General features: G+C 65.0%; 11 protein-coding genes and 1 pseudogene. 8 read left to right on the forward strand and 4 right to left on the reverse strand.

The annotated features are described in order from the left end of the window. Window positions 1-125: 125 nt before the first annotated feature. On the forward strand, window positions 126-1,346 hold the full coding sequence (locus J2R78_RS27200; RefSeq protein ID WP_253636025.1) for an acyltransferase: 1,221 nt from the start codon (window positions 126-128) through the stop codon (window positions 1,344-1,346). 23 nt (window positions 1,347-1,369) lie between these two features. On the opposite strand, the pseudogene J2R78_RS27205 reads toward J2R78_RS27200, so the two are convergent. Then, window positions 1,370-2,151: pseudogene (locus tag J2R78_RS27205) on the reverse strand (sulfite exporter TauE/SafE family protein). 132 nt (window positions 2,152-2,283) lie between these two features. After that, on the reverse strand, window positions 2,284-3,666 hold the full coding sequence (locus J2R78_RS27210) for a TAXI family TRAP transporter solute-binding subunit (protein WP_253607520.1): 1,383 nt from the start codon (window positions 3,664-3,666) through the stop codon (window positions 2,284-2,286). 138 nt (window positions 3,667-3,804) lie between these two features. On the opposite strand from J2R78_RS27210, the gene J2R78_RS27215 reads away from it, so the two are divergent. The 3 genes from J2R78_RS27215 to J2R78_RS27225 all read left to right on the forward strand — a co-directional run bounded on the left by J2R78_RS27215 (window position 3,805) and on the right by J2R78_RS27225 (window position 6,444). Then, the gene (locus J2R78_RS27215; protein WP_253607521.1) at window positions 3,805-4,860 is read left to right on the forward strand and encodes a glycosyltransferase family 1 protein; all 1,056 of its coding nucleotides are present in this window, start codon (window positions 3,805-3,807) and stop codon (window positions 4,858-4,860) included. Between the two features lie 33 nt (window positions 4,861-4,893). Then, a complete protein-coding gene (locus tag J2R78_RS27220; protein ID WP_028332588.1) occupies window positions 4,894-5,583 on the forward strand; it encodes a methyltransferase domain-containing protein in 690 nt (229 codons plus the stop codon). A gap of 243 nt (window positions 5,584-5,826) precedes the next feature. Beyond that, window positions 5,827-6,444: a hypothetical protein gene (locus J2R78_RS27225; RefSeq protein WP_253607522.1), complete on the forward strand. Its 618-nt coding sequence runs from the start codon at window positions 5,827-5,829 to the stop codon at window positions 6,442-6,444. Window positions 6,445-6,842: 398 nt separating this feature from the next. On the opposite strand, the gene J2R78_RS27230 is transcribed toward J2R78_RS27225, so the two are convergent. After that, a complete protein-coding gene (locus tag J2R78_RS27230) occupies window positions 6,843-8,507 on the reverse strand; it encodes an aminotransferase class III-fold pyridoxal phosphate-dependent enzyme (protein ID WP_253607523.1) in 1,665 nt (554 codons plus the stop codon). 34 nt (window positions 8,508-8,541) lie between these two features. Between J2R78_RS27230 and asd the strand changes: the two genes are divergently transcribed. Together asd and J2R78_RS27240 are read left to right on the forward strand one after the other, a co-directional pair. Continuing rightward, window positions 8,542-9,408 (forward strand): archaetidylserine decarboxylase, encoded by an 867-nt coding sequence (gene asd / locus J2R78_RS27235; protein ID WP_253607524.1) that lies wholly within the window; start codon window positions 8,542-8,544, stop codon window positions 9,406-9,408. 121 nt (window positions 9,409-9,529) lie between these two features. Further along, the gene (locus J2R78_RS27240; RefSeq protein WP_253607525.1) at window positions 9,530-10,330 is read left to right on the forward strand and encodes an NUDIX hydrolase; all 801 of its coding nucleotides are present in this window, start codon (window positions 9,530-9,532) and stop codon (window positions 10,328-10,330) included. Here the strand turns inward: J2R78_RS27240 and J2R78_RS27245 are convergent, their stop codons facing one another. Continuing rightward, entirely contained in the window at window positions 10,331-12,136 is a 1,806-nt protein-coding gene (locus tag J2R78_RS27245; RefSeq protein WP_253607526.1) for a winged helix-turn-helix domain-containing protein, read from the reverse strand. 163 nt (window positions 12,137-12,299) lie between these two features. Here J2R78_RS27245 and J2R78_RS27250 point away from each other — a divergent pair, with 163 nt between their 5' ends. Beyond that, on the forward strand, window positions 12,300-12,605 hold the full coding sequence (locus J2R78_RS27250) for a nickel-binding protein (protein WP_057014965.1): 306 nt from the start codon (window positions 12,300-12,302) through the stop codon (window positions 12,603-12,605). Window positions 12,606-12,683: 78 nt separating this feature from the next. Further along, window positions 12,684-13,091 carry a hypothetical protein gene (locus tag J2R78_RS27255; protein WP_253607527.1) on the forward strand — a complete coding sequence of 136 codons (408 nt, stop codon included), beginning with the start codon at window positions 12,684-12,686 and terminating at the stop codon, window positions 13,089-13,091. Window positions 13,092-13,195 lie beyond the last annotated feature (104 nt).

Genomic DNA, 13,195 nt, shown 5'->3' on the forward strand with positions numbered 1-13,195 from the left:
TTTCGTGCGTGTTTCGTCGCACGGTTAAGGCCGGGTTGCCGGGAAGGGGGTGTCCCGCCGCAAGACAGTCTTCCTGGCACGGCGCTTGCTGTCCCAGCGCATTGTTTCGGAATGGAGTGGAAATGATGCTGGGGCACACGATCGGCAGCATGCTGGATCGGCAGAAGGGCTTTGGCCCGGGGTTCGATTTCCTCCGCATTGCACTTGCGATTTCCGTCGTCGCCGCCCACGCGCCCTATGTCGCGGGCGGCAGTGGCGACGGCGAGCAGGCGTGGATCGCCTGGTTTCCGCACTACGCCATCCTCGTGATGTTCTTCGCGCTGAGCGGCTTTCTGATCGCGGCGAGCGGCCTGCGGCTCTCCCTGAAGGAATTTCTCACCAATCGCGGCATGCGGATCATTCCGGCGCTTGCGGTCGAGATCGTGCTGTCGGCACTGATCCTCGGGCCGATCTTCACCGCGCTGCCGCTGCACGACTACTTCACCAATTTCGGCACCTACAAATACTTCACCAACATCATCGGCCTCGTGAACTACGTCCTGCCCGGCGTGTTCAGCGGCAATCCCGCGCCGGAGGTCAACAGCTCGCTGTGGACGGTGCCGTTCGAATATGGCTGCTACGCGCTGATGACGGTGTTCATCCTGTTCGGCCTGTTGCGCAAGCCGCCGCTCATCGTGCTCGGTGCGCTCGTGCTGGTCGGCATCGGCCTTGCGCTCGTACTCACCGGGCATGGCGCGCAACCCTCGCAACTGCCCGCCGGGGTCGCCGGTACGCTGCATGACAGGATCTTCAGCACGGCGCCGTTCCTCGGACGCGGCGCGAAGCTGCCGGTCGCGTTCATGCTCGGCATCGCGATCTATCTCTATCGTGACCGCATTCCCTACAACGGATGGCTTCTCGCCGCGTGCTGCGCGCTCTGCGCGGGCGCCGCGCTGCTCGGTCCGGCGGACTGGATGAGCCAGCCGGTGCTCAATCTGCTGATCGCCCCGGCGCTGGTCTATATCACCGCCTATCTCGGCGTTTCGAAGCTGCCGCGGCTGCCGCTGATTTCGCGCGGCGACTATTCCTACGGCATCTATCTCTACGGCTTTCCGGTGCAGCAGGTGGTGCGGGTATGGCTGCCGCACGCGCCCGTGATCGTTCAGTTCGCGATTGCGCTGCTGCTGATCACGCTGTTCGCCGCGTTCTCCTGGCACTGGATCGAGAAGCCGATCCTGAAGCTGCGCAGCCGCTTCTCCTTCGTGGCGCGCGAGCGCCTTGCGCCGGACGACGCGGCCGCGCCGCGCCAGGACATTGCGCCTCTTGCCGTTGCCGCGAGCGCCGTCCGCAGCAGGCAATCCTCCTGACGAGGAGCCAGCACTTTCGCTGTTCAGGAGCTGAGATATCCGGCCGATCCGTCCCACAGCAGCTTGGCCGCGGTGATGACCAGAATGGCGTAGCAGGCGCGGTACAGCGCGCGCTGGTCGAGACGTTCGTGTAGTCGCCATCCGGCCCAGACGCCGACCGGCACCGCCGGCACGCAAAGCGCCATCAGCATCCACAGGCTACGCGCGGCGTGGCGAGCACGAGCCACGGGCCGGCCTTCAAGAGGTTGCCGACCGTGAAGAACAGGCTGGTGGTGCCGGCGTAGAGCGCCTTCGGCATGCCGAGCGGCAGCAGATAGATCGCAAGCGGCGGCCCGCCCGAATGGGCCACCATCGTGGTGACGCCGGAGGACAGGCCGGCGAACGTCGCCTTGAACGTCGAGCGCGGACGCGGCTTGATCTCGCCGCCGCCGAGAAACCACAGCGCGGCGAACACCAGCGTCACCACGCCCATCACGATCTCGACGGCATGCCGGTCGAGATCGCGCAGCACGAAATAGCCGAGGCCGATGCCGACGACGAGCGCCGGCAGCAGCATCGCGAGGTCGATGCGCGACCACGTGCTCGGGCGCCAGAACCGCAGCGCGGTGACGTCCATGACGACGAACAACGGTGCCAGCAGCGCGCCCGCCGCGATCGGGTCCATCGCCAGCGACAGCAGCGGGATGCCGACGATGGCAAAGCCGCCGCCGAACGCGCCCTTCATGAAGGCGATCAGGAAGACGCCGGCGAAGGCAACCGCGAGCACGAAAGGCCCGGGCAGGTCAGCGACGATGGACGTGATCATGGTGTCGTGCGAAGCGTTGTGGTCAGTACTCAACATGGCCACGCGCGCCTGCATGCGCAATCCAAACATTGCTCTCGGTGCACATTGCTCTCGGTGCACATTGCTCTCGGTGCAATTCGGCGTGCACGCGGCCTAGCCGGCGCGCATCCGCGGCAGGCCCGGCTTGTCGCCGTTGATCACGGCGCGGCGGTCGGAGACGGCGTGATGGAATTGCTCGAGCGTCAGCCCGATCACCGAGAGATCGCCTTCCTCGATCGCGCCGTCGTCGTAGCAGTCGAGCGCCTCGCGCAACAGGGCATCCGCGTCGCCCTGCATGGCGGCGAGCTGTTCCGGCGTCTCGGCGCCGCGCACCTGCGAGATCAGGGTCAGCAGATTGTCGCGATGGGTGATGTAGTGCTCGCGCTCGTCGCGCTTCACGTAGTGGCGCAGCCAGGCGCCGGCCGAGCCGAGGCCGGAGAGCAGCAGGATGCCGCCCCAGATGTAGTCGGAGTATTTTTCGAGGAAGGTGCGCTCGGTGCCGTCGATATAGGCGGCCGCGCCCTGATGTGCCGGCAGCGCGGCGTCCTTGTCGGTGTCGGGCTTCTCGATCTTTGCCGCCGCCGGCAGATCGCGCGCGACCTGGAGGCGCAGCGTGAACAGCTGCCGGTCGAGCGCGCCGACGGTCGCCTCGCTCAGCGCATGTTGCGCGATGATGAGGTGATTGACGCTGACGGTCTCGACCTTGTCCTCGGGCCGCGCCGGCGACGACGAGAAGATGCTGCCGGCGATCTCCTCGGACTCATAGCGCGGATGCTTCTGTGCGATCGCTTCCGAGACATCGACCGGGAGGAAGACCGGCTCGCCGCGCGCGGCCGCCGTCGCCGTAATCGCTTCCGCCGTTATCTTGCTGTCGAGCGGGCCGACGGTCATGTAGGCATCGAGCGAGGGATCGCGCGCGAGGTCGGCGATCTTGTTGACGGCGAACTGGCTGACCGCGACCTTGTCGGGGTTGACGCCGGATTCGGTCAGGATCACGCGCAGCAGCGTGACATTGGCCTGGGTGCTGCCGACCACGCCGACCTTGTGGCCGGCGAGATCGTCGATGCTCTTGATCTTCGCGGACCGCCGCTTGCCTTTGGCGCCCGAGGGCGCCCACAGCACGACGACATTCTTGCGCAGGATCGCAACCGACTCGGCGCTCGCGGGCAGATCGAGGTCGCCGCGCACCACCGCGAGGTCGACCTTGTTCGCCGTGAACAGCGCGATGCTCTCGGCGGAGCCCTGCGTCGTGACCGGCTTCAGCCGCACCGAGCTGCCGTCGTGCGTAAAGACCTGGGTGAAGCCCTGGATCAGCTTGACGTCCTCGCTGCCGGTCGGGCCGACCGCGATCGCGAGCGTCACCGGACGCAGCGCGTAATACAGCGCGCCGGCGGCGAGGCCGAACACAAGCATGCCGGCCGCAAGGATCAGCAGCGACGAGTTTCGTCTCCTGAGCCTGCGGCGCTTGGTGCCGGGATTTTCACTCTGCTCTGACATCTGGCTGTCACGTTACACGAAAAACCGGCCGTTTGCCGTGAAAAACAAACTAACATTTCGATGACGTCATACGTTTGAAACATCCATGTCAGAACGTCGTGCGAGCAGAATCAAGATTAACGATTTGGATCTCCTGCAATGCGCATACTCGTTGCGACCGATGCCTGGCATCCGCAAGTCAACGGCGTGGTCCGGACGCTGACGTCGCTTGCGCGCAGCGCAGCCGGGCTCGGCGCCGAGATCGAATTCCTCACTCCCGACGGTTTCCGCTCGGTCGGCGTGCCGACCTATCCGGGCCTGCGCGTGGCGCTGCCGAACCGCCGCGAGATCGCGCGCCGGATCGAGGAGGCCGCGCCCGAGGCGATCCACATCGCGACCGAAGGGCCGATCGGCTGGGCGGTGCGCGGCTATTGCCAGCGCAACAAGCTCGCCTTCACCACATCCTATACAACGCGCTTCCCGGAATATGTTTCGGTTCGTACCGGCATTCCCGACAGCGTCGGCTATGCGGTGCTGCGCCACTTCCACGCCGCCGGGTCGATGACGATGGTCGCGACCGACTCGCTGCGCAGCGAGCTCGCCGAGCGCGGCTTCCGCAGGCTCGGCTTCTGGACCCGCGGCGTCGACACCAGGATCTTCAATCCGGACCAGCCGGCGGTGCTCGATCTGCCGCGGCCGATCTTCATGACCATGGGCCGCGTCGCGGTGGAGAAGAACCTCGACGCCTTCCTGTCACTGGACCTGCCGGGCTCCAAGGTCGTGGTCGGCGACGGCCCGCAAAGGGCGGCATTGGAACAGAAATATCCCGACGCGATTTTCCTTGGCGAGAAGAAGGGGCAGGATTTGACCTCGCACCTCGCTGCCGCCGACGTCTTCGTGTTCCCGAGCCTGACCGACACCTTCGGCGTCGTACAGCTCGAGGCGCTGGCCTGCGGCACGCCGGTCGCGGCATTCCCGGTCACCGGCCCGAAGGACGTCATCGCCCACCATCCGATCGGCGCGATCGACAATGACCTGCGCAGCGCCTGCCTGCGCGCGCTGACGATGTCGCGCGCGGATTGCCGCAATTTTGCGTTGGAGCGTTCCTGGGAAAACAGTGCGCGTCAGTTCATCGGCAATCTGGCCACGCTGCAGCCGAGCCGCGCGCCGCGGCCCGCCCGCCGCGTTGCCGGCCGCAGCGCGGTTCCGAATTAGCAGCTCAATCGAACGAGAGACGAGAGACGATCTATGGCTGAAATCATCAAGCTGGGTGCCGACCGTTCCATGGACTTCGACCGCGAGACGGTCGAGCAGGCCTATGACCGCTGGGCGCCGATCTACGACCTCGTGTTTGGCGGTGTGTTCAGCAAGGGCCGGCAGGCCGCGATCCAGGCCACCAACAAGATCGGCGGCCGGGTGCTCGAGGTCGGCGTCGGCACCGGCATCTCGCTGCCGCTCTACAGCCAGAACGTCCGCATCTTCGGCACCGACATCTCGGAAGCGATGCTGGAGAAGGCCAAGAAGCGGGTCGCGGAGCGGGGCCTGAAGAATGTCGAGGGCCTCGCGGTGATGGACGCCGAGAAGCTCGAATTCCCCGACAATTCGTTCGACGTGGTGATGGCGCAGTATGTGCTGTCGGCGGTGCCGAACCCGGAAGCCGCGCTCGACGAGTTCGCCCGCGTGGTGCGTCCGGGCGGTGAACTGATCATCCTGACCCGCGTCAGCGCCGATGCCGGCGTGCGCCGCTTCATCGAGCAGAAGCTGCAGCCGGTGGTGCGCCCGCTCGGGTTCCGGACCGCCGAATTCGCCTGGTCGCGCTACACCAAATGGCTCGCGGGCGCGCGCGGCATGGAACTCGCTGAGCGCCGCCTGATTCCGCCGCTCGGCCACTTCTCGCTGGTCCGCTTCCGCAAGGCGGATGTCGCCAAAGCCGCCTGAGACGGCCCGGCCAGGCGGCCCAGCCCGCCGCTCCTCCCGGGTGAGGTAGCGCACAGCGCCCCCCCAAGCCGGGAGGCTACGATCTCCTTCGCCTGATCCCCGCAGATTTTGTCGGGATGAGGCGAGACCCTGCTCCGGTTGCGTCAAGGCGTCGCTCCGCATTGTCATATGTCATTATGATGATGTCACACGCGATACATCGAATCCCTGTAAATCCTGTCCCGAAAGATGTTGGGGGAACCAATGATCAAGAATTTCCTGCAAGAGCTGCGTACCCAGCGTTGGGATGACCATCGCTTCTACCATCACAGCCGGATCAACCAGAGCCTGCACTTCGTCAGCGCGCTGAGCTTCCTGTTCGCCTATGTGATGCTGTTTTTCGATCCGGTCGTGTCGGCGCTGGTCGGCTGGCTGGTCTCGATGACCTCGCGCCAGGCCGGTCACTTCTTCTTCGAGCCGAAGGGCTACGACCACGTCAACCAGGCGACCCACGAGCACAAGGAAGACATCAAGGTCGGCTACAATCTGCAGCGCAAGGTCGTGCTGATGGCGATCTGGGCGCTGTCGCCGATGGTGCTGTACTTCGATCCGACGCTGTTCGGCCTGTTCAAGCCCTGGGTCACGATGGGCGACTTCACCCGCCAGGTGGCCAAGATCTGGCTCGTGGTCGGCGTCGGCGGCCTGCTGTTCCGCACCATCCATTTGTTCTTCATCCGCGACGTCGAAACCGGCCTCGTCTGGATGACCAAGATCGTCACCGACCCGTTCAACGATCTGAAGCTCTATCACAAGGCGCCGCTGTTCCTGATGAAGGGCGAACTGATCGATCCGGGTCTCGAGAAGCACGTCAAGCACGCCTGATCGTTGCTCCCAGCGTCTTCAAACTGCGTCATGCCCGGGCTTGTCCCGGGCATCTACGTCTTAGGATTACGGCGGATCATCACTTGAGCGCCTTCGACCGCGCGCACACGTCACCTCGCCCCGCTTGCGGGGAGAGGTCGGATCGCGTCAGCGATCCGGGTGAGGGGGGCTCACCACGAGTCCGTCTGTCACCGATTTTGTGGATGCAGCCCCTCACCCCAGCCCTCTCCCCGCAAGAGCGGGGCGAGGGAGTAGGCGGGCCGCGCGTTGCCTCAGCGCCTGAACTTCACGGTGACGACCCAAACGCCGTCATTCCGGGGCGATCGCGCCAGCGAGCGAACCCGGAATCTCGAGATTCCGGGTTCGATGCTGTGCATCGCCCCGGAATGACGGTGTGCTCAGCGGCCGAACCTCACGGCGACCATCTCCTTCAGGATCTGCCGCTTGATGTTCTTGTTGGTAAGGCCGGCCTTGTGCCACCACCAGCCGTCGCGCTTCATCTTCTCGGCTGCCGCAACGAAGCGGTCGCTGACCTCGGCGAAGTCGGCGTCGGTGTAGTTCAGGGTGAAGATCAGACGGCCGGTGCCGACCCAGCTCAGCGCCAGTCCCTCGGCCCGCAGATAGTATTGCAGCATCCAGTTGTAGCGGGACGGCTCGGTGTAATAGACGGTCCAGATCGACGAGATGTTGCCGACCCGAACTGGAAGGCCTTGCGCGGCGAGGCGGTCGTTGAGCGCCTTGGCACGGCCGTTCCAGGTCTCGTCCAGCCCGTTGTAGATCGAGCGGAAGTTCGGGCTGGCGAGCCGGCTCAGGAACTCGTCCATCGCCGTCATCACATAGGGATGCGAGTTGAAGGTACCGCGGGCGAAGCAGATGTCGGCCGGGCGGTCGTCGCGGAAGCGCCGCATCAAATCCTTGCGGCCGCACACCATGCCGACCGGAAGCCCGCCGGCCAGGCTCTTGCCGTAGGTCGCCATGTCGGCCTTGACGCCGAAATATTCCTGGGCGCCGCCGGCGGCGAGGCGGAAGCCGACGAACACCTCGTCGAAGATCAGGACGATGCCGCGTTCGGTGCACACCTCGCGCAGCTTCTTCAGCCATTCGGTGTAGGCGGCGCGGTCGTATTTGGAGGAACGCGAGGAGTCGACCAGCGCGGAATCGCCGGGCGCGTTGGAATTGGGATGCAGCGCCTGCAGCGGGTTGACCAGCACACAGGCGATGTCGCTGCGCGTCCGCAGCACGTGCAGTGTCTTCTCCGACATGTCGGCGAGCGTGAAGGTCTCGTGCGGCGACACCGGGTTGCCGACGCCGGGCTGCACGTCGCCCCACCAGCCGTGATAGGCGCCGGCGAAGCGCACGAGGCGCTTCCGCTTGGTGTGGTAGCGCGCGAGCCGCACCGCCTGCATCACGGCCTCGGTGCCGGACATATGGAACGAGACCTCGTCGAGGCCGGACAGCTCGCAGAGCCGCTTGACGTTGTCGGCAATGACCGGGTGATAGGGGCCCAGCACGGGGCCGAGCGCGTGGGCGCGCTTCTCACCTTCGGCGATGCACTCCTTGTAGAAGTCGTTGCCGAAGATGTTGACGCCGTAGGAGCCGGTCAGGTCGTAGAAGACATTGCCGTCGACGTCGGTGACGGTGACGCCGCTGGAGGCCTCGACGAAGGCCGAGGTGCCGAGATGCTCGCGCACCAGGCGGCTGTACTGGAACGGCACGCGGTAGGTTTCGGTGAACTGCAGGTCGGAGATGCGCTCCGTGACCTCGGCGGTCAGCGCGCGGCCCTTGGGGTAGCGATCCCCGTAGAGGCCGGCGAGGCGGAAGAAGCCGTCCTGGCGCTGCATCGCGACGTCCTTCGGCGCGCCGTCGGAGCGGAAGAAATCGTCGATGTCGAATTCGTAGTGCGGGACCATCCGCGCGACCATCTTGGACATCTTGGAATGTCCGGTCAGCGAGCGGTGCTTAGCACGCGAGAGCGCGATGCGGGCCTGAATTTTGGGGAAAGCTGCGGCGGCGCCGGCAAGCGCGGCGGCGGACAGCGAGAGAATCGGAAGGGATGTTTCCATGACAGAAGCGCTAGCCTCAGCACCTAACAGATTCATGACAGTCAAGGGCCTGATCTCGGCATTCACCCAGCAGGAAGACCTCAATTTCCTGCTCACCAACCGGATTCCGCGGGCCGCGCTGACCCGATTCATGGGCTGGTTCTCCAAGGTCGAGAACCCCCTGGTGCGCGACGCCTCGATCGCCTGCTGGAAGCTGTTCTCCGACCTCGATCTGTCGGAGGCCAAGAAGACCGAGTTCAGGAGCCTGCATGACTGCTTCACCCGCGAGCTCAAGCCCGGCCTGCGTCCGGCAGCGGCCGATCCCGCCATTATCGCGAGCCCGTCGGACGCGATCATCGGCGCGCATGGGCGGATCGAGGACGGGCAATTGTTCCAGGTCAAGGGCGCGCCCTATTCGCTGCTCGATCTGGTCGGCGATCCCGCGTTGGTGGAGCAGCACCGGAACGGCCGCTTCGTCACACTGCGGCTGACCTCGAGCATGTATCACCGCTTCCACGCGCCCTATGATCTTGCCATCGACAAGGTGACGTTCATTCATGGCGACGTCTGGAACGTCAATCCGATCGCGCTGAAGCGGATCGAGCGGCTGTTCTGCAAGAACGAGCGCGCGGTGCTGCGCGCCAAGCTTCCAACCGGCGAGGCACTGACGCTGGTTCCGGTCGCGGCGATCCTTGTCGCGAGCCTCCGCCTGCATTTCCTCGACATTACGCTGAACGCGCAGTCGCGGGGTCCGGTGGATTTTTCCTGTAACGCGCATGTGAAGAAGGGCGATGAACTCGGCTGGTTCGAACACGGCTCGACGATCATCGTGCTGGCGCCCGGCAATTTCGAATTCCCTGACAACGTCGCGGAGGGAACGCGGATCAAATGCGGCGAGCCGCTGCTGCGGAGGCCTTTATAGCCTTGTTTCCATCGCGCTCATCGTTTGAGCATGAAAACCGGCTTCCACTTTTCGCGATCATGCATAGAATGGTCGGGATCGTCGTGCGACGATCCTAAATCGCAAACCTGATGGACACGAGATGGCGCGGACGCCTGTTCTGGCGGCGGGAGGCATTGTGCTGCGGCGGGACGCACCGCAGCGCTTCGCCGTAGTGCGGCTGCGCAAGCGCAATGAATGGGTGTTGCCGAAAGGCAAGCTCGACGACGGCGAGACGCCGCGCGCCGCTGCCGAACGCGAGGTGCTCGAGGAAACCGGCCACGACGTCGACGTGCACGAATTCCTCGGCACGCTGGTCTATGATTCAGGCGGCCGATCCAAGGTGGTGCATTACTGGCGCATGGATGCCGGCGGCAAGCCGGTGCGGGCGCTGATGAGCGACATCCGCGAGGTGGACTGGCTGCCGCTCGATGCGGCACTCGAGCGTCTGTCACGCGGCTATGAGCGCGCGTTCCTGGAAAATGTCGGACCGATCGCGTTGCAGGCCGCGGCGCTCGCCGAGCGCGAGCGGCGCGCGCGGGCGAGAGCCGTGGCCGCAGAGCGCCGGCGGATTCGCGAAGTCGCTGTGCCACAGGTCATCGACGAGCAGGAGGTCGCCGACGCGCCTGATGTTGCCGATGCGGCTACGCCGGCGGAGACGCCGGCCATCGATCAGCCGCCGCTGGTGCAAAGCAAACCCGATCCGCTGATCATGGCGCCGCAGGACGTTCCGGCGGACGCACCCGATGCAGCTGCCGAGACCGAGCGGGGCGCCGAGACGGTCGTCCCTGAACAAGCGCCGCCATTCGTGCACGAGGTCGTGCCGGCCGGCGCGGCACCTCAGGCCACGCCGCGCAAGAATCTGATCGAACGCGTGCGCGACTGGCTGCGCCGCGCGGCGTGATCACCCGCACATCTGACGTCGTGCCGTTGGCTGCCAGGCGTCAATGTCACGCTGCAAGGCAAGACACTCGGCAAGACGCTTGGGCGAGCCCAGGTCACGGGCCAGAAGCTGTGCCGCATGAACTTCGGCCATGGCGCCGCGAACATCTCCATGCTCCAACTGGAGGCTGGAGATCTGAAGCCGCAGCCGCACGATCTGGACCCGCCCTTCGATGCTGGACCACAGCTGGCGGGCGAGATGGAGATGCCGCATGGCTGTTTCATGGTCCTGCCGGGAAAGCGCGAGGATCGCCTGTGCTTCGTTGGTGAGTGCGCGGATCGAGGGCATCGGCCAGCGATCCGGACTTCCCGACAGTTCGCAGATCAATGCCTTCGCTCGAACGGTCCGATGCGTGTGCGCGGCAACCAGCGCCAGATGCGCGAGCAGGATTCCGCGCCGCTGCAGCGTCCACCAGGTCTTGCCGATCAGGCTTCGCTCGAGGCTTGCATAGGCGGCTTCCGCTTCCCCTCTTGCGAGCAGCAGCATGGCGCGGCCCGGTTCCGGGCACCAGCCCAGCGTGTAAGCCCTGTCATAGGCTTCGAGCGCTGCGTCGTCATTGCCGATCGCCGCCTGAATATCGCCCAGCACCCGGTTGGCATCGCCAAGCGACCAGGGCGCATCGCTGGTGAGGCGCGCGAGCGCGTCCTGAATGCGCGCCAGCGCTTCGTCGAGCGAGCCTCGGATGCCGAGCACCTCGGAGCGGTGCAGCTGGCACGAGCCCGTCAATTCCATGCCGCTGCCCGAGCAAAAGTTCTGGTAGCTCCGCGTCCACTGGTCGGCGCGTGCCCAATCTCCGAACATCCGGGCCGCCCAGAGGATGTTGCAATAGAGGTTGCCGCCCATGATCGGGTCCAGATTGTTGCTGGACAGGGCAACTGCGGCGGCATGGTCTTGATCGGACAGTCCTCCGTGTGTGTCGCCGAGGCACAGCCGATAGAAGCCGCGATAGGCCAGGCTCAGCGCTTCGATATTGATCGCATCCTTGTATCGGACGGCGGTGTAGGCAGCATCGGCCAACGCGAGTGCCTGTTCCGGTTCGCCATCGAAAGCAGCCAGTTTCGACTTCATCCATAACACCAGGGCCGTCGTCGGAGGATCGTCGAGCGTTGAAGCCCAATCTTCCGCCCGAGCGAGCCAGCCCTTTCCGATCGCGGCCTGGCCGCTTTCGAAATGCAAGGCCGAGAGTGCTATCGCGTCGACCGTGGCGCCTGCGGCGTCACCGGCCTGGCTGCGGGCGCCGACCGCGCGAACCAGAATCGGAATCGCTGCCGTGGCCCTGCCGAGGCACTGCAGGGCGAGCGCCCAATCGTGCAGATCTTCAGCGTTGAGCTGGCCGCTTTCATCCGCGCTCGCGAACAGGGTCGCTGCCTGCAACCACAATTGTCCGGCCGCTGCGCGTCGGGCGAGACCGATTGCACCGACGGTGCCATCGACTTGCTTGGGGTCGATCCGTTCCGGCTGCCGGATCTCTGACTCGAGGAAGAAGCGATAGCCTTTGCCCGGCAGATTTCGGATCGCGCCGTCCATGCCGCCGTTGCGCAGCGCGGCGCGCAACGCACTCACCGCCCGCTGCAGCGAGTTGTCTGTGACCGTCACATCCGGCCAGACGGCTTCGAGGAGTTCTTCCTTGGGGATGACCCGGTCGCGGTGTCGAACCAGATAAATCAGCAGATCGAACACACGTGGCTGCAATGGGACCTCTTGGCGCGCGCACAGCAACACGCGTCCAGCTTCATCAAGCTCGAACAGTCCAAATGAGAATGCCATGTGTGTGAGTGCGGGCTCGGCGGAAAAGGTTCAGGCAAGGATCAGACAAAGATCAGGCAATGATCAGTCCGCGGTAAGGACAGTCGGCATCGACAGCGCCTATAGCTGATCATGGCTCGCCATGAGCGCCTGCCGTTCAATAATTGCAACCGAGGAGATTTCGATGGAACTCTATGTCATTCGCCGTCCGAGCGCCTGGGCGAACATGAGCGAGCTGGAACTCGCCGGCGCAACGTCCGCAAGGGTCGGCGACGAGCAGATGCCGGACCGTGTCCGCTGGATCCGCAGCTATGTGGTGCACGAGGCGGATGGTCGCATCGGCACATTCTGCATATACGAGGCGCGTGACGGTGACTCGATCCGGGAGCATGCGCGCTGCGTCGGCATGCCGGGCGAGGAATTCTACAAGGTCGCGGCAACCGTGGTGGTGCGTGGTGATCCGGTCCAACCGCCCATTGCAGCCGAATGACGCCTGCGCGGCGTCGCATGGCGTATCCCGACCAAACCTGATCCGGAGCGCCATCACACTTCGATCAAGGAAACAATTATGTCGATTTCATTCATGGAATCCATTTCAAGTTCGGTACGAAGGCATTTTTCCTTCCTGCTTTTGCGGATCCGCCGGATCGTCAATCAATCGGTCGCAGGCATGCTCGCCCATCGCGAGCGGCAGGCCAGTCGCCTGATGCCGCGCGAGGCCTGCGGCCAGTCGAAGGGCGCCGGGAACCGCTGCTCACGGCCGATCGGGCGAAGCGCGCTGCTCGGGCTGGTGATCGCGGGTTTGTCCTCGCCCGTGTTCACCCGAGCGGAGGAACCTGTCGTTCTGGAGCATCGTGCAGCTCCGGCGCAGCAGGCCGCCTCGACGCAGCGTAGCAGCCACGGCTGCAGGCATCGCTCGGACTGGAGCATAGTTGCCGCATCGACCATCCCGGTCCTGCTCGACCGCCGCACATAGCGCGCAGCACATTTGAAGTCATTGCACTGCTCGACGCCGTTTTTTGGCGCAACCCGCGGACTTTCGGCGAAGCCGGCGGCCTCGCCGCGAGCCGCACCACATTT

It is taken from the genome of Bradyrhizobium sp. USDA 4538, assembly GCF_024171045.1.
Taxonomy (GTDB): domain Bacteria; phylum Pseudomonadota; class Alphaproteobacteria; order Rhizobiales; family Xanthobacteraceae; genus Bradyrhizobium; species Bradyrhizobium australafricanum.

Bases quoted from the DNA above. Each gene is read 5' to 3' on its own strand.
- J2R78_RS27250 (WP_057014965.1), top strand. From the start codon at position 12,300: ATGGAACTCTATGTCATTCGCCGTCCGAGCGCCTGGGCGAACATGAGC.
- J2R78_RS27220 (WP_028332588.1), top strand. From the start codon at position 4,894: ATGGCTGAAATCATCAAGCTGGGTGCCGACCGTTCCATGGACTTCGAC.
- J2R78_RS27215 (WP_253607521.1), top strand. From the start codon at position 3,805: ATGCGCATACTCGTTGCGACCGATGCCTGGCATCCGCAAGTCAACGGC.
- J2R78_RS27225 (WP_253607522.1), top strand. From the start codon at position 5,827: ATGATCAAGAATTTCCTGCAAGAGCTGCGTACCCAGCGTTGGGATGAC.
- J2R78_RS27210 (WP_253607520.1), bottom strand. From the start codon at position 3,666: ATGTCAGAGCAGAGTGAAAATCCCGGCACCAAGCGCCGCAGGCTCAGG.
- J2R78_RS27230 (WP_253607523.1), bottom strand. From the start codon at position 8,507: ATGGAAACATCCCTTCCGATTCTCTCGCTGTCCGCCGCCGCGCTTGCC.
- asd (WP_253607524.1), top strand. From the start codon at position 8,542: ATGACAGTCAAGGGCCTGATCTCGGCATTCACCCAGCAGGAAGACCTC.
- J2R78_RS27255 (WP_253607527.1), top strand. From the start codon at position 12,684: ATGTCGATTTCATTCATGGAATCCATTTCAAGTTCGGTACGAAGGCAT.
- J2R78_RS27245 (WP_253607526.1), bottom strand. From the start codon at position 12,136: ATGGCATTCTCATTTGGACTGTTCGAGCTTGATGAAGCTGGACGCGTG.
- J2R78_RS27240 (WP_253607525.1), top strand. From the start codon at position 9,530: ATGGCGCGGACGCCTGTTCTGGCGGCGGGAGGCATTGTGCTGCGGCGG.
- J2R78_RS27200 (WP_253636025.1), top strand. From the start codon at position 126: ATGCTGGGGCACACGATCGGCAGCATGCTGGATCGGCAGAAGGGCTTT.